The organism is Streptomyces olivaceoviridis, from assembly GCF_014650115.1.
Lineage (GTDB): Bacteria > Actinomycetota > Actinomycetes > Streptomycetales > Streptomycetaceae > Streptomyces > Streptomyces olivaceoviridis.
Genome location: NZ_BMUI01000016.1, coordinates 146,553 through 161,196, shown reverse-complemented (window position 1 = coordinate 161,196; position 14,644 = coordinate 146,553). Strand labels below are relative to the sequence as shown.

14 protein-coding genes and 1 pseudogene are annotated in these 14,644 nt (G+C 72.7%); 9 read left to right on the top strand and 6 right to left on the bottom strand.

Going from position 1 to position 14,644, the window contains the following annotated elements; genetic code table 11:
• Positions 1-32 precede the first annotated feature (32 nt).
• From IE273_RS27425 to ilvA, 4 genes and pseudogenes are all read right to left on the bottom strand, one after another.
• A pseudogene (locus IE273_RS27425) lies at positions 33-829 on the bottom strand (ABC transporter permease).
• 5 nt (positions 830-834) lie between these two features.
• Positions 835-1,047, bottom strand: a complete 213-nt coding sequence (locus IE273_RS43860; RefSeq protein WP_229887605.1) for an integral membrane transport protein — start codon at positions 1,045-1,047, stop codon at positions 835-837.
• Positions 1,044-2,027, bottom strand: a complete 984-nt coding sequence (locus IE273_RS27415) for an ATP-binding cassette domain-containing protein (RefSeq protein WP_058081702.1) — start codon at positions 2,025-2,027, stop codon at positions 1,044-1,046. Before IE273_RS27415 ends, IE273_RS43860 begins: the two co-directional genes overlap by 4 nt.
• Before the next feature lie 227 nt (positions 2,028-2,254).
• A complete protein-coding gene (gene ilvA / locus IE273_RS27410; protein WP_189817840.1) occupies positions 2,255-3,484 on the bottom strand; it encodes a threonine ammonia-lyase in 1,230 nt (409 codons plus the stop codon).
• Positions 3,485-3,646: 162 nt separating this feature from the next.
• Between ilvA and IE273_RS27405 the strand changes: the two genes are divergently transcribed.
• The 3 genes from IE273_RS27405 (at position 3,647) to IE273_RS27395 (ending at position 5,143) form a co-directional block, all read left to right on the top strand.
• Complete coding sequence (locus tag IE273_RS27405; protein WP_171159750.1) at positions 3,647-4,153, top strand: MarR family winged helix-turn-helix transcriptional regulator; 507 nt, start codon at positions 3,647-3,649, stop codon at positions 4,151-4,153.
• Positions 4,154-4,293: 140 nt separating this feature from the next.
• Positions 4,294-4,797, top strand: coding sequence for a sigma factor-like helix-turn-helix DNA-binding protein (locus IE273_RS27400; protein WP_189817839.1), 504 nt, complete (start codon positions 4,294-4,296; stop codon positions 4,795-4,797).
• A 97-nt stretch (positions 4,798-4,894) separates the two neighbouring features.
• Complete coding sequence (locus IE273_RS27395; protein ID WP_189817838.1) at positions 4,895-5,143, top strand: hypothetical protein; 249 nt, start codon at positions 4,895-4,897, stop codon at positions 5,141-5,143.
• A gap of 5 nt (positions 5,144-5,148) precedes the next feature.
• Here the strand turns inward: IE273_RS27395 and IE273_RS27390 are convergent, their stop codons facing one another.
• Positions 5,149-6,306 (bottom strand): cystathionine gamma-synthase, encoded by a 1,158-nt coding sequence (locus IE273_RS27390; RefSeq protein WP_189817837.1) that lies wholly within the window; start codon positions 6,304-6,306, stop codon positions 5,149-5,151.
• A 291-nt stretch (positions 6,307-6,597) separates the two neighbouring features.
• Between IE273_RS27390 and IE273_RS27385 the strand changes: the two genes are divergently transcribed.
• From IE273_RS27385 to IE273_RS27365, 5 genes are all read left to right on the top strand, one after another.
• On the top strand, positions 6,598-7,716 hold the full coding sequence (locus IE273_RS27385; protein ID WP_189817836.1) for a hypothetical protein: 1,119 nt from the start codon (positions 6,598-6,600) through the stop codon (positions 7,714-7,716).
• A 212-nt stretch (positions 7,717-7,928) separates the two neighbouring features.
• On the top strand, positions 7,929-9,560 hold the full coding sequence (locus tag IE273_RS27380) for a M48 family metalloprotease (RefSeq protein WP_189817835.1): 1,632 nt from the start codon (positions 7,929-7,931) through the stop codon (positions 9,558-9,560).
• 84 nt (positions 9,561-9,644) lie between these two features.
• Complete coding sequence (locus tag IE273_RS27375; RefSeq protein ID WP_189817834.1) at positions 9,645-10,763, top strand: hypothetical protein; 1,119 nt, start codon at positions 9,645-9,647, stop codon at positions 10,761-10,763.
• Between the two features lie 88 nt (positions 10,764-10,851).
• Entirely contained in the window at positions 10,852-11,511 is a 660-nt protein-coding gene (gene msrA, locus IE273_RS27370; RefSeq protein WP_189817833.1) for a peptide-methionine (S)-S-oxide reductase MsrA, read from the top strand.
• A gap of 103 nt (positions 11,512-11,614) precedes the next feature.
• The gene (locus IE273_RS27365) at positions 11,615-12,340 is read left to right on the top strand and encodes a type 1 glutamine amidotransferase family protein (RefSeq protein WP_189817832.1); all 726 of its coding nucleotides are present in this window, start codon (positions 11,615-11,617) and stop codon (positions 12,338-12,340) included.
• Positions 12,341-12,472: 132 nt separating this feature from the next.
• Here IE273_RS27365 and IE273_RS27360 read toward each other — a convergent pair whose 3' ends face one another.
• Positions 12,473-13,513, bottom strand: coding sequence for an NAD(P)-dependent alcohol dehydrogenase (locus IE273_RS27360; protein ID WP_189817831.1), 1,041 nt, complete (start codon positions 13,511-13,513; stop codon positions 12,473-12,475).
• 171 nt (positions 13,514-13,684) lie between these two features.
• Here IE273_RS27360 and IE273_RS27355 point away from each other — a divergent pair, with 171 nt between their 5' ends.
• The gene (locus tag IE273_RS27355) at positions 13,685-14,593 is read left to right on the top strand and encodes a helix-turn-helix domain-containing protein (RefSeq protein WP_189817830.1); all 909 of its coding nucleotides are present in this window, start codon (positions 13,685-13,687) and stop codon (positions 14,591-14,593) included.
• The last annotated feature ends 51 nt before the right edge of the window (positions 14,594-14,644 follow it).

Here is a 14,644-nt window from a genome sequence, read left to right as displayed (position 1 = left end):
GGCCACGCAGGGGACACAACGAGGAAGCTTAATCAACCGACGGCTCGGCGGTACTTGCGAACCGCGAGCGTGCGGAAGATGGCGATGATCAGGATCGAGTAGAGCAGCGATGCCCACACCGGGTGCTGCATCGGCCAGGCGTCGGACGGGGACTGGCCTGGGTCGCCGAAGAGCGTGCGACATGCCTGCACGGTCGCGCTGAACGGGTTCCAGTCGGCAATGTGCCGCAGCCAGGGCGTCATCTGACGGGAATCCACGAACGCGTTCGAGACGAACGTCACCGGAAACAGCCAGATCAGACCTCCCGAGGTCGCTGCCTCCGGCGTGCGTACGGACAAACCGATCAGCGCGCCGATCCAGGTGAAGGCGTATCCCAGAAGGAGTAGCAGGCCGAAGCCGGCCAAGACCTTCCCGAAGTTGGTCGGCTCCTCGTAGCCGGGGCGCCAGCCGACGAGCAACGCGACGATCGCGAGGACCAGTAGGGTTAGGGCCGTCTGCACGAGATCCGCGACGGTGCGGCCGGTCAGCACCGCACCACGCGCCATCGGGAGCGACCGGAACCGGTCGATGAGTCCCTTGTGCATGTCGTCGGCGATCCCCGCGCCCGCGCCCGCGGTGGCGAAGGTGACGGTCTGCGCGAAGATGCCAGCCATCAGGAAGTTTTTGTAGACGGCCGGGTCGGTGGTGGTGCCGATCTTCATCGATCCACCGAAGACGTACGTGAAGAGGATCACGAACATCACCGGCTGAATCAGCCCAAAAGGATCATCTCAGGAATCCTGGACATACGTATCAGATTCCGCCGGGCAATGACGAGGGAGTCGTTCATGGCGCTCACTTCGCCTGCTCCTTCCAAGTCTCCAGCCCGCTCACGCGCAGGTCCCAGGCGCGCGGCAAGATGGAACCTGACCGATACGAGCGAACACAATCCGGGATACGGCCCATGCGGATCAGGTTCCGGCGGGCTATGACCAGTGAGTCCCGGACGGATCTGCCCACGGGGTTGCCGGGCGCCGCGACGGGCGCGGTCTCGGTGACGGCACTCATTTCACGGCCTCCTTGCCGTTCCGCTCGTCCTGCTCGGCGCTCTCCGCCGCGTGTCCGGTCAGGGACAGGAAGACGTCGTCGAGGGTGGGGCGGCGCAGCCCGACGTCGTCCATCTCGATCCCGCGCGAGTCCAGCTCGCGGATGACCTCGGCGAGCAGCTTGGCGCCGCCGGTGACGGGCACCGTGAGCTTGCGGGTGTGCTCCTCGACCGATGGCTCGCCCTTGCCGAAGCCGCGCAGCACCTCCGCGGCGGCGGCTATCTCCTCCCGCTCGTGCACCACGACCTCGACGCGCTCGCCGCCGGTGCGGGCCTTGAGCTGGTCGGACGTGCCCTTGGCGATGACCCGGCCGTGGTCGACGACCGCGATGTCGTGGGCCAGGTGGTCGGCCTCTTCCAGATACTGCGTGGTGAGCAGCAGCGTCGTGCCGCCGGAGACGAGCTGCTTGATGACCTCCCACAGCTGCTGGCGGTTGCGCGGGTCGAGGCCCGTCGTCGGTTCGTCCATGAACATCACCGGGGGCGAGACCACGAGGGCCGCGGCGAGGTCCAGCCGGCGGCGCATGCCTCCGGAGTAGGTCTTGGCGGGACGGTCGGCGGCGTCGGCGAGGTGGAACTGCTCCAGCAGCTCCGTCGCGCGCGCCTTGGCCGCCTTCGCCCGCATCTGGTACAGCTGCCCGACCATCTGGAGGTTCTCCCGGCCGGTCAGGTACTCGTCGACCGCCGCGAACTGGCCGGACAGGCCGATCGAGCGGCGCACGGCGTCGGGGTGCCGCAGCACGTCCACGCCGGCGACCACCGCCTTGCCGCTGTCGGGGCGCAGCAGGGTCGTCAGGCAGCGGACGGCCGTCGTCTTGCCGGCGCCGTTCGGCCCGAGCAGGCCGAGGACCGTGCCCTCGGGCACGTCGAGGTCGACGCCGTCCAGTGCCCTTACGTCACCGAAGGTCTTCACCAGGCCTTCGGCATAGATGGCACCTGGCATATGTGTCTCCACGTCGTCGGGGATTTTCGGGACGGATTCTTCGCAAAGGCTAGGTTTGTTCGCCGGGCCGCGCCCGGGGTTTTCGCGGATGCGATGCGGTGCGCGGCGGGGGCCGTGCGTGGGCGAGCGGGCAGGCCGGCGACCACACGACACACCATAACGCGATGTATCGCGTCCCTCAAGAGGCTTCGCTCGAACGGGTGGTGGCCGTGGTCGGCCGCTGTGGGTCAGGCCATGACGGTGTAGCCGGCGTCCCGCAGGGCCCGGCCGACCTCGGCGCAGTGCACCGGGCCCTTCGTCTCCAGGTGCAGCTCCACCTCGGCCTCCGTGAGACCGAGCCGGGGATCGGTGCGGACGTGGCTCACGTCGAGGACGTTGGCGTCGACCGTCGACAGCACCCCGAGCAGTGTGGCGAGCGCGCCCGGCCGGTCCGTCAGCCGCAGCCGGACGGCCAGGTAGCGGCCCTGCGCGGCCATGCCGTGCCGCAGCACCCGCTGCATCAGCACCGGGTCGACGTTGCCGCCGGAGAGCACCGCGACGACCGGGCCCTCGAAGGCGTCCGGCGCGGCCAGCAGCGCCGCCACCGGGCTCGCCCCGGCCGGCTCCACGACCAGCTTGGCCCGCTCCAGGCAGAGCAGCAGCGCCGCCGACAACTGGTCCTCACTGACCGTGCGCACCTCGTCGACCAGCTCGTCGACGATCCCGAACGGCACCACGCCGGGCCGCCCCACCTTGATGCCGTCGGCCATCGTCGCCGGGTTCAGCAACGACATCGGGCGCCCGGCGGCCAGCGAGGGCGGGTAGCAGGCGGCCCCCTCCGCCTGCACGCCGACGATCCGCACGTCCGGCCGCAGCGCCTTCGCCGCCACCGCGATACCCGCCGCGAGCCCGCCGCCGCCCATGCCGACGACGATCGTGCGGACCTCCGGGCACTGCTCCAGGATCTCCAGGCCGACCGTGCCCTGGCCGGCGATCACGTCCGGGTGGTCGAAGGGGTGGATGAACACCGCGCCGGTCCCGGCGGCGTACTCCTGGGCGGCGGCCAGCGTCTCGTCGACCACCTGGCCGTGCAGGCGCACCTCGGCGCCGTAGTCCCGGGTCGCGCTGATCTTCGGCAGCGGCGCGCCCTTCGGCATGAACACCGTCGCGTGCACACCGAGCAGGGAGGAGGCCAGCGCGACGCCCTGCGCGTGGTTGCCGGCGCTCGCCGCCACCACACCGGCCGCCCGCTCCTCCGGCAGCAGCCCGGCGATCCGCACGTAGGCGCCGCGCAGCTTGAACGAGCCGGTCCGCTGGAGGTTCTCGCACTTCAGGTGCACGGGGGCGCCGACCAGCTGGGACAGGTGTCGGCTGCCCTCCATCGCGGTCACACGGGCCACCCCCGAGAGCATCTTCTGGGCGCCGCGCACATCGTCGAGGGTCACGGAGCGCAAGGAGTCAGCCGCGCGATAGCTCATGACTCCAGCATCGCAGTTCACGTTCGCGCACGGCGGGTGTGACCAAGCAGCGAGACCGGTTCGTGCAGCGCCGGTACGGCTCGGCGCCGGGCCGCGTACCCTGTCCCCCAACCCAGCAGCCCTTCATGAAGCGAGCCTCCGGCCATGCCCACAACACCTGAAATGTCGATGGACATGACGACCGTCGGTGACACCGGTCTCCTCGACACTCTCCAGCACGAGGTGGCGGTGTTCGCCCGCCGTGCCGAACAGACGCGGCTCGGCGGCGTCGGCCAGGTGCGCAACTCCATGGACCGCGCCGCGTACCTGCTGCTCAACCGGCTCGACAACGAAGGCCCGATGGGCGTCAAGGCGCTCGCCGCGAGCATGGGCATCGACTCCTCCACGGTCACCCGGCAGGTGGCGCCCCTGGTCGACACCGGGCTCGTCAAGCGCACCTCGCACCCGGAGGACGGGCGCGCGGTCGTGCTCCAGCTGTCGCCGCGCGGCGCCGCGCGGCTGGAGGAGGTGCGCTCGTCCCGGCGTCAGCTCATGGCCGAGCTGACACACGACTGGGCACCGGAGGAGCGCGAGCAGTTCTGCACGCTCCTCACCCGCTTCAACCACGCGCTCTCCGCGCGGATGACGGTGCAGGGCGTTCCGGCGGCGGAGCAGCCCCCGGCCTCCTGACCGCGCACCGCACAGCAGGGGCTCCGGGGTCTTGACCCCGGCGCGCCACTGGCCTGATATGAGACCGGGTCCGCAGAGGGGTTCGCCCAGACCGGCTGCTCCGGCCGGGCCGGGGCGGGACCCCGTCGGGGGGAGGCGCGGTGGGGGATCGGCAAGTGGCCCGTGGTGCCCGCCGGGCCCGGGAGTTCGAGGCGTTCGTCGCGGGCGCGGCCGGGCGCCTGCTGCACGCCGCCATGCTGCTCACCGCGGAGGCGCCGGACGCCAACCCGCGCGCGCGGCGCCTGCTGACGCTCGCGCTCGCGCACACCTACGCCCGCTGGGACCGGCTGCGCGGCGAGGACCCGTACGACTGCGCCCGCCAGTACCTCGCCACCCGCTTCGCGCGCACCACCTGGCACCGGTACGGCGCCTTCGGCCGCGCCCGACCCGATCCGCGCAGTCCGCTCGCCGCGCTCACGCCGCGGGAGCGACTGGTCCTCGTCCTGCGGTTCTACGAGGGTGTCGCCGAGGAGCAGACGGCGGCCCTGCTCGGCCTGCCCACGGAACGCGTCCACGCCCTCTGCGACCGCGCGACGGCCGATGTGCTGCACCCCGCCCGCCCGGCCGCCCGCCGCGCGGCGAGCACCGGGGCGGCACCGTCATGAGCCGCGCCGACGACCTCGTGCGGCGCGTCCCCTCGGACGACCGCCACCAGGGCGGCCCCTCCTCGTGGAAGCGCCGGTCCGGCGGCGGGGAGCCGTGGTGAAACGGGACGAGCGGGAAGCCGCCGTGCGGCGGATCATGGAGCGGGGCGGGGCGCCGGTGCCGCCGGAGCTGTGCGGGGACGCGGCGCGCCGTGGCGAACGCCTGCTGCGGCAGCGGCGGCTCGTCCGCCGGATCCTGTGGCTGCTGGCCTGCGTCGCGGCCGTCGCGTTCGCGGTGTGGGCGGCCGACGCCCACCCCTGGGTGGAGCCGCCCTCGCAGACGACCCCACCGCTCACCGGCTGGTGATCCCGCTACTTGCCGAGCGCCTGCTGAAGGTCCTCCAGCAGATCGTCGACGTTCTCGATGCCGACCGACAGGCGCACCAGGTCGGCCGGGACCTCCAGCGCGGAACCGGCCGCCGAGGCGTGCGTCATCCGGCCGGGGTGCTCGATGAGGGACTCGACGCCGCCGAGGGACTCGCCGAGGGTGAACACCTGGGCGCGGTCGCACACGTCGACCGCGGCCTGCTCGCCGCCCTCGACCCGGAAGGACACCATGCCGCCGAACGCCCTCATCTGCTTGGCGGCGACCTCGTGGCCGGGGTGCTCGGGCAGCCCCGGGTAGAGGACGCTCGTCACGCGCGCGTGCCGGGACAGCATGTCGGCGATCCTCGTGGCGTTCTCGCTGTGCCGGTCCATGCGCACCGCGAGGGTCTTGGTGCCGCGCAGCACCAGCCAGGAGTCGAAGGGGCCGGCGACGGCGCCCATCGCGTTCTGGTGGTAGGCCAGCTCCTCGCCGAGCCCCGGGTCGGAGACGATCAGCGCGCCGCCGACCACGTCGGAGTGGCCGCCCATGTACTTGGTCAGGGAGTGCACGACGACATCGGCGCCGAGGGACAGCGGCTGCTGGAGGTACGGCGTGGCGAAGGTGTTGTCGACGACGAGCTTCGCGCCCGCGTCGTGGGCGACCTGAGCGACGGCGGCGATGTCGGTGATGCCGAGCAGCGGGTTGGAGGGGGTCTCCACCCACACGGCCTTGGTCTTCGGCGTGATCGCGGCCCGCACGGCGGCCGGGTCGCTGGTGTCGGCGACCGACCACTCCACCCCCCAGCGGGTGGCGACCTTGGCGAAGAGCCGGAAGGTGCCGCCGTAGGCGTCGTTCGGGATCACCACGTGGTCGCCGGGGGTGAGGAGCGTACGCAGCAGGGTGTCCTCGGCCGCCAGACCGGACGCGAAGGCGAGGCCGCGGCGACCGCCCTCCAGCGCGGCGAGGTTCTCCTCCAGGGCGGTCCGGGTCGGGTTGGCGCTACGGCTGTACTCGTAGCCGCCGCGGAGCCCGCCGACGCCGTCCTGCTTGTAGGTCGAGACCTGGTAGATCGGCGGGACGACCGCGCCGGTGAGGGGATCCGCGGTGTTGCCCGCGTGGATCGCGAGGGTCTCGAAGTGCTGACTGATGTGCCTGTCGCTCATGTGCACCGAGCGTAATGCGCCCGGCGGGATCGTGACGCCCGCCATGAGATCTCGCCGTGCCGCGCGATCTCGTCGGCACGCTGCGGCAGTCCCCGGCGGCATGCTGCGGACCGCCCCGCCGACGCGCTCCGGGCCGCCCCACCGACGCGCTCCCGACCGCCCCGCCGACGTGCTCCGAGCCCCTGTGCTTCCCGTCTGCGAGGGGACCGGCTGTCATGCCCCCGTCCGGAGTTTTCCACAGCCCCGTGGCGGGGTTCGCCAATTGTCGGCGGCGTCTGGTTCGCTTGAGGCATGTCGATTCTCTGGCTGCTCATGGCGCTGCTCCTGCTGGGCTTCGTGCTGCTCCCGCTCATACGGCGCAGGCGCGGGGCCATCGAGCAGGTCCCCCCGGGACACCCGGACGCCGCCGACCCGGCGGCCTACGGCTTCGTGCGCCAGGAGGAGCTGGACGTGCGTCTGCCCGGCCCGGACGAGGACCTGCTCCAGGTCCTGGAGCTGGTGCAGCGCACCCAGGACTACCGGGCCGCCGCCCAACTGCTGGCCGGCACCGAGTCCGAGGGCGAGCGGCGCTGGCAGCGGGTGCAGGCCTTCGCCGGTGCCGCCGCGCTGGAGTTGCAGCAGCGGCCCGGCGGGGTGCACGAGACGCCGGGCGGCCAGTGGCTGCGGGTGTGGCGGGCCGAGCAGCCCAAGGACGCGGGCGGCGCCGCCGTCCACGCGGAGTTCCTGGTGCAGCAGGCCTGGCGGACGTCGACGCCGGGCACGGACGACTTCCGGATCATCATGGAGGAGGCGCGGGACTCCTGTGCGCAGGCGGCCCTGCTGGCGCCCGGTGACCCGGTGCCCTACGTGACAGAGCTGTCCATCGCGCGCGGACTGGCCTATCCGCACGCCGAGTTCGACCAGCTGTGGCTGAAGATCCTCGACCGCGCCCCGCATCACATGGGCGCGCATCTGGCCGCGCTGCACTACTGGTGCGAGAAGTGGCACGGCTCGCGCGAGCAGGCGTACTCCTTCGCGGAGGCCGCCGCGGCCCGCGCTCCGGAGGGTTCGCTGCTCGCCGCGCTGCCGCTGTTCGCGGTGTTCGAGCACCTGCCGGAGGTCAACCTGGTCGCGAGCTTCTACCAGAGCGAGGTCGTCACCAAGGCGATCCACGGCGCGCTGCACGCCGTGCACGCGGCCGACCCCGGCGACCCGACGCTGCCGCACGTCCGACACCTGCTGCTCTTCTTCCTGGTCCGCGCCGAGCGCTGGGCGGAGGCCATGCAGCAGCTGATACACATCGACGGCCACGTCGGCGCGCTGCCGTGGACCCTGTTCACCGACCCGGCCGCCGAGTTCGCCCTGCACCGCGCGCTGGCGGTGGCCGGTTACGAGGCCAACGGCGGCAGCCCGGCCGGCCTCCCCGGCTGACACCGCCCGCCCAGGCACCTTGCCCGGAACCGCCACGCCTTCCCTTCCCCACTCCCCGCATTGCCCTTCTGACCTGCGGTAGGGCATACTCCGCATCCCCCCACACCGCACCACCAAGCACCGCCAGGCACCGCCCGCGACCGGTCGGCCCGCCGCCGGCCCGGCGCTCCGTCATGTCCCTTTTCCTGAGGTCCTGTGGGGGGATCTGCCCGATGGGCGCAACTCTGCGCGCGCTGCGCGCCCTCGTCCTGCTGCTCGGCTTCTATCTGCTGAGCCTCGTCCTGCTCGCCGCGCTGATCGGCATCGACGTCCTCGTGGCGAGCTGGGGACACGGCCCGCTCACGGTGAAGGTCGGCTTCGTCACGGTCCTGCTGGCCATCCCCGTCGTCCGCGGCATGCTGATGCTGCGCACCCCGAAGGGTGAGGACGGGCACGGCATCCCGGTCACCGAGGCCGACGAGCCCCGGCTGTGGGCGCTGGTCCGGGAGCTGGCCGCGGCGGCCGGCACCCGCGCGCCCGACCGGATCCTGCTCACCGGCGAGGTCAACGCGGCCGTCAGCGAGAATCCGCGGCTGCTCGGCCTGCTCCCCGGTCCGCGCCGGCTCTACCTCGGCGTCCCGCTGCTGACCGGCCTGACCGAGGCCCAGCTGCGGTCCGTGCTCGCCCATGAGTTCGGGCACTTCACCGGCGGGGACACCCGGCTCTCCGCGCTCGTCGTGCGCGGGCGCGTGCAGATCGGCCGGGTCATCGGCCAGTTCCACGAGAAGGCGGACGACAAGGTCGCCGCCGACCGGGCCCGGCAGGAACGGGCGTCCGCCAAGCGGATCGCCAAGGGCAAGAAGGGCAAGCGGATCGACACGACCGGCGTCGGAGCGACGTACCGGACGATGGCGAAGATCTACACCGCGTACGGCAAGCTCTACCTGCGCGCCTCCCTCTCCACCGCGCGCGGCCAGGAGTTCGCCGCCGACCTGACCGCCGCCCGGATCGCCGGACGTGACGCGACCGCGTCGGCGCTGCGCGAGATCCCGGTCCTGTCCGCCTCCCACGACTTCTACCTGGAGTCCTACGCCACCCTCGGCCTCCAGGCCCGGCTGCTGCCGCCGCGCGGCGAGTTCTTCGGCGGCTTCGGCCGACTGCTGACGGCCCGTGAACTGGAGCTGGCGGGGCTCCGCTCGGAGCTTCCGGAGGAGCCGGCCGGTCCGTACGACTCGCACCCGCCGATCGCCGAGCGCGTGCGCCGGATCGAGGCGCTGCCCGCCGACGGCCGCGCCGACGAGGCCAAGGGGGCGGCACTGGCCCTGCTGACCGACCCGGCGGGCACCCTGGCCGCCCTGGAGGACGCCGTCCTCACCGACGAGCTGCTCCGCTACCCGCGCGCGGCCGGCTGGGAGGCTCTGCTGGACGCCTCCATGGCCACGGGCCTGTCGGCGGCGCAGACCCCGCTGCACCGGGCGCTGGCCCAGTACACCGGGCAGCCGGCGACGCTCTCCGCGCTGCTGGACGTCATCGACGACGGGCGGCTGTGGCGGGTGGCCGAGCAGCTGCCGCTGTCGGAGGTGGCCGCCGCCTCGAAGGGGCGGGCGTTCCGCGAGTTCGTACGGCCCGTGCTGCGCCGCTCGCTGCGCACCATGGTGCTGGCCGAGTTCAGCTCCCGTTCGCTGCTGCACTGGGAGTTCTCCTGGTCCCGCCCGGCGACGGTGCGGCTGCCCGGCTGGGGCTCACGGACGGAGGACGACGGCCCGGAGGCGGCGCTGGATGCGGCCGTGGAGGCGGCGCTCGCCGACCACCCCGACACCGCACAGCTGCGGGCGCTCCTGCCGCCGGCGACCCAGAACGCCTGACGGGCCGCGGGCCTGCCGGCTCTCCGGCCGGCCCGCGCCGCCCCACCACCGCCGTACCTCCCCGAGCGAACGGACCGACCCCCGATGACCGTCCTCTTCTGGATCCTGGGCATCCTGGCCGTGCCCACGCTGATCTTCGTGCTGTGGCTGGCCTGGGTGTTCCTGAAGGAGCTGTTCCACCCGAGCCCCGACGACGACGCGGAGGCGACGGAGGCCGCGCAGGCCGCGCAGGCCGCGGAGAAGCTCGGGCTGCTGCCCGCAGAGCGGCAGAACACCGACTTCGCCGCGCCCCTGCCGGCGGAGTGGACCGCCGTGCTCACCGCGGTGCGCGGTGGTGACTGGCGGCCGGCCGCCGACCTGCTCGCGGCGATCGGCCGGGACTGGGAACGCCGGTCGGCGCTCGCGTACCTGCTGGCGGACCGCGCGGCCGAGGAGGACGCGTGGCTGCTGGCGTGGGAGGCCGAGCGGCGCGACGATCCCGACGCCGCCGTCGTCCGGGCGCGCAGCACGGTGATCCTCGCCTGGAAGCTGCGCGGCGCGAAGACGGCCCAGTACACGACCCGGGAGCAGGCCGAGGGCTTCCACCGCACCCTGGTCTCCGCCCGCGAGGAGATCACCCGGGCGGCGGCGCTGAACCGCGACGACCCGACGCCGTACATCGCGGAGATATGGGTGGCGCTGGGCCTCGGCTATCCGAACGCCGAGATGGACAAGCTGTGGGCGGAGATCTCCAGCCGTGCCCCGCACCACTACGAGGCCCACTTCTCGGCCCTCCAGTACTGGTGCGCGAAGTGGCGCGGCTCGAAGCGGCTGGCCTTCGAGTTCGCCGAGCGGGCCGCCGCCGACGCGCCGCTGGGCAGCCTGCTGACGGCGCTGCCGCTCATCGCGCACTTCGAGCACGACGACTCGGAGGACACCACGGCCGACAACACCCCGGAGATGCTGGCCCGGGTCGAGGCGGCGCTCCAGGACGCCGCGGCGGCTGACCCGGCCCACCCCCGGTTGCCGGAGCTGCGGCACCTGCTGGCGTTCTACCTGCACCTCCAGGACCGCAACGAGGCGGCGCTGGAGCAGTTCAAGCTGGTGGACGGCCATGTGAACGCGCTGCCGTGGCGCTACCGCGGTGACATGGCCGGGCATTACTGCCGGGTCCGCAACACCGTGGTGCAGGCGGTGCGGGAGCCCGCGGCGGCGCCTGCCTGACCGGAATGCGGCGGGCCCCCCGGGGCGTTGTGAGGGAGCCGGTCGGCAAGACCGCCGGCACCCCATCCCCAGACCGACAGGGAGACCCATGCTCTTCGGCCGCAGGCCCCAGCTGCCCACCCCCGAGCAGGCGCTCAAGGGCCGACCCGCACTCGCCTACGAGGTCCCCGACCGGCACGCCGTCCTCGGCACCCCGCTCCTCGGCCCGTACCCGGAGGGCCTGGAGGTCGCCGACTTCGGCCTGGGCTGTTTCTGGGGCGCGGAACGCAAGTTCTGGCAGCTCCCGGCGGGCGTGTACACGACTCTGGTCGGCTACCAGGGCGGCTACACCGAGAACCCGACGTACGAGGAGGTCTGCTCGGGACTGACCGGCCACACGGAGGCGGTCCGCGTGGTCTACGACCCGCGGCAGATCTCGTACGACCGCCTGCTCAAGACCTTCTGGGAGTCCCACGACCCGACGCAGGGCTTCCGCCAGGGCAATGACGTGGGCACCCAGTACCGCTCGGCGATCTACACCCACACCCCGGAGCAGGCGGCCACGGCGCTGGCCTCCCGCGAGGCCTACCAGAAGGTCCTGACCTCCTCCGGCTACGGCACGATCACCACGGAGCTCCTCCCGGCGGAGGGCCGCCCCTTCCACCCGGCCGAGGCGTATCACCAGCAGTACCTCGACAAGAACCCCGCCGGCTACTGCGGTCTCGGCGGCACCGGACTGTCCTGCCCGATCGGCGTCGCGCGAGCCTGAGCGGCCCGGCGGACGACGGCTAATTCGGGCGACGGCTCCCGGCCCGCCCCCGTAGATTCGCCCCTCATGCCGAGATGGATCGGCAGGGGGCGAAGGGGAGGGTATGGGCAGTCGGGTCTTTCTCATCGGTGGGGGCTGGGAGCACGCCGAGGTGTACGAGCCGTTCCTGCGGGAGCTGGGCGGTGAGCGGCGGGTCGGGTGTCTGATCCTCGACGAGGGCGACGGGGCCGCGCAGTTCGAGCGGTACGCGGCGGCGCTGCGGAAGGCCGGGCCGCCGTGCACACCGGTGCCGTCGCTCGTGCCGCTCGGCGGCCGGTTCGAGCCGGAGGCCGCGCTGGACGGGATCGACGGGCTGCTGGTGTGCGGGGGTCTCACGCCCGCGTATCAGGACGCGCTCGTGGACAGCCTGGAGCGGCTGCCGGCCCTGCTGGCGGCGCGCGGGATGCCGTACGCCGGTTTCTCCGCCGGTGCCGCCGTGGCCGCGCGGCGGGCCGTGGTCGGCGGGTGGCTGCTGGACGGGGTCCCGGTGTGCCCGGAGGAGACCGGGGAGGACCTGACGGAGATCGAGGTACGCCCGGGGCTCGGTCTGGTGCCGTTCTCGGTGGACGTGCACGCGGCCCAGTGGGGCACGCTGGCGCGGCTGGTGGCGGCGGTCGCGCGGGGGCATGCGCCGTACGGGGTCGCCGTGGACGAGAACACGCTGCTCACGGTGGGGGACGGCGAAGCCCGGGTGACGGGGGCCGGCCGGGTCCATGTGGTGCGGCCCGCCCCCGAAGCAGGCGTGGCGGTGCGGGCGTACGGCGCCGGGGAGGGCTTCGTTCTCGGGTAGCGCCCGAAGGGGCGCGGGGAACCGCGCGAACGGCCACGACGGCCCGCACCCGGCAGACGATCCACAGGCCGCAGCCCGGCCGGACAGGTGCCGTACTGCTCCGGCAGGACTACGGCCTGGCGGGACCGCGGGTCAGATCGTGGCCGTGTCGATCACGAAGCGGTAGCGGACGTCGCTCGCCAGCACCCGCTCGTACGCCTCGTTGACCTCGGCCGCGCTGATCAGCTCGATCTCGGCGCCGATGCCGTGCTCGGCGCAGAAGTCCAGCATCTCCTGGGTCTCGCGGATGCCGCCGATCATGGAGCCGGCGAGCGACTTGCGACCGCCGATCACCGAGAACAGGTTGAGCGCGACGGGCTCCTCGGGCGCGCCCACGTTCACCAGGGCGCCGTCGACCTTGAGCAGCGACAGCAGCGCGCCGAAGTCCATCGGCGCGGACACGGTCGACACGATCAGGTCGAAGGTGCCGGCCAGCTCCTCGAAGGTCTTCGGGTCGCTGGTGGCGTAGTAGTGGTCGGCGCCCAGCTTCAGCCCGTCGTCCTTCTTGCGCAGGGACTGGGACAGCACCGTCACCTCGGCGCCCATGGCGTGGGCGATCTTGACGGCCATGTGGCCGAGACCGCCGAGGCCGACGATCGCGACCTTCTTGCCGGGGCCCGCGTTCCAGTGGCTCAGCGGGGAGTACGTGGTGATGCCCGCGCAGAGCAGCGGCGCGGCGATGTCCAGGGACAGTCCGTCGGGGATGCGGATGACGTAGTTCTCGTCGACGACGATCTTCTCGGAGTAGCCGCCGTAGGTGGGCTCGCCGTCCTTGCCGACGGCGTTGTAGGTGCCGACCATGCCGTTGAGGCAGTACTGCTCCTCGCCTCGCAGGCAGTTCTCGCACTCGCGGCAGGAGTCGACCATGCAGCCGACCCCGACCCGGTCGCCGACCTGGAACCTGGTCACGCCGGGGCCGACCTCGGCGACCACGCCCGCGATCTCGTGGCCGGGGACCATCGGGAAGATCGCCTCGCCCCAGCCCTCGCGGGCCTGGTGGATGTCGGAATGGCAGACACCGGCGAACTTGATGTCGATCAGGACGTCGTACTCGCCGACCGCGCGTCGCTCGATGGTCGTCCGCTCCAGCGGGGCCTTCGCGGCGGGCGCGGCGTATGCGGCAACAGTGGTCATGCGGAGGATCTCCTAGCGGGGGGTCTCGCGCCCGGCTGCCTTCCCGCCGGGCACGGCCTCCAGGCTGCCGCGCGAGGCGCCGCCCACCCAGACCACGCCTTTGCGTACGACGGCCGTGCCTACCACTGGCGGGGTCAGGCTCCGGCGCCTACGTCCGTGAATACTGGACGCATGGACAGCAGGGACGAGCAGCCGGACGCAAGCGTGGCCGCCGGCCGGCCCCTGGACCGGCGGGCGGAGCTGAGCGAGTTCCTGCGCAGCCGGCGGGCCCGGCTGAAGCCCGAGGACGTGGGACTGGCCGCATTCGGACGGCACCGCCGGGTGCCGGGGCTGCGCCGCGAGGAGCTGGCGCAGCTGGCCGGGGTGTCGGTGGCGTACTACACCCGCCTTGAGCAGGGCAACGGCCGGAACGTCTCGGCCGAGGTGCTGGGCTCGATCGCACGGGCGCTGCGGCTGACGGACGCCGAGCACGCGCACCTGACCCACCTGGCCAAGCCGAAGGCGCACAAGAAGAAGCCGGCGGCACGGCAGCAGCAGGTGCGGGGGGCGCTGCGGCAGCTGCTGGACACCATGGAGGGCGTACCGGCGTACGTGGTGGGCCGGCGCTCGGAGATCCTCGCCTGGAACCGGATGGCGGCGGCCCTCTTCGGCGACTGGGGGGAGCTGCCTCCCGCAGAGCGGAACTGGGCGCGGCTGGTCTTCCTGCGCCCCGCCTACCGCGAGCTGTTCGTCGACTGGGAGCAGAAGGCGATCGACATCGTGTGCGCCCTGCGCATGGACGCGGGGTGCGATCCGGACGACGCCCGTCTGTCGGTCCTGGTGGGCGAGCTGTCCGTCAAGAGCGAGGAGTTCCGCCGGCTGTGGGCCACGCACGACGTCAAGGAGAAGAGCCACGGCGTCAAGTACCTGCACCACCCGCTGGTGGGCGACCTGGCCCTGCACTTCGAGAGCTTCCGCCTGACGGACGGTTCGGAGCAGTCCCTGGTCACCTATCACGCCGACCCGGGCTCTCCCTCCGCGGACTCCCTCCGTCTCCTGGCGAGCTGGGGCGCCGACGCGACCCGCGCGGCAACGCGTTGAGGGGTGCACCGGAGGCTGTCCTCCGGTGCACCCCTCGTCAAGGAGCGTTAC

Bases quoted from the DNA above. Each gene is read 5' to 3' on its own strand.
- IE273_RS43860 (WP_229887605.1), bottom strand. From the start codon at position 1,047: ATGAGTGCCGTCACCGAGACCGCGCCCGTCGCGGCGCCCGGCAACCCC.
- IE273_RS27355 (WP_189817830.1), top strand. From the start codon at position 13,685: ATGGACAGCAGGGACGAGCAGCCGGACGCAAGCGTGGCCGCCGGCCGG.
- IE273_RS27360 (WP_189817831.1), bottom strand. From the start codon at position 13,513: ATGACCACTGTTGCCGCATACGCCGCGCCCGCCGCGAAGGCCCCGCTG.
- IE273_RS27365 (WP_189817832.1), top strand. From the start codon at position 11,615: ATGGGCAGTCGGGTCTTTCTCATCGGTGGGGGCTGGGAGCACGCCGAG.
- ilvA (WP_189817840.1), bottom strand. From the start codon at position 3,484: ATGAGCTATCGCGCGGCTGACTCCTTGCGCTCCGTGACCCTCGACGAT.
- msrA (WP_189817833.1), top strand. From the start codon at position 10,852: ATGCTCTTCGGCCGCAGGCCCCAGCTGCCCACCCCCGAGCAGGCGCTC.
- IE273_RS27415 (WP_058081702.1), bottom strand. From the start codon at position 2,027: ATGCCAGGTGCCATCTATGCCGAAGGCCTGGTGAAGACCTTCGGTGAC.
- IE273_RS27380 (WP_189817835.1), top strand. From the start codon at position 7,929: ATGGGCGCAACTCTGCGCGCGCTGCGCGCCCTCGTCCTGCTGCTCGGC.
- IE273_RS27405 (WP_171159750.1), top strand. From the start codon at position 3,647: ATGTCGATGGACATGACGACCGTCGGTGACACCGGTCTCCTCGACACT.
- IE273_RS27390 (WP_189817837.1), bottom strand. From the start codon at position 6,306: ATGAGCGACAGGCACATCAGTCAGCACTTCGAGACCCTCGCGATCCAC.
- IE273_RS27385 (WP_189817836.1), top strand. From the start codon at position 6,598: ATGTCGATTCTCTGGCTGCTCATGGCGCTGCTCCTGCTGGGCTTCGTG.
- IE273_RS27375 (WP_189817834.1), top strand. From the start codon at position 9,645: ATGACCGTCCTCTTCTGGATCCTGGGCATCCTGGCCGTGCCCACGCTG.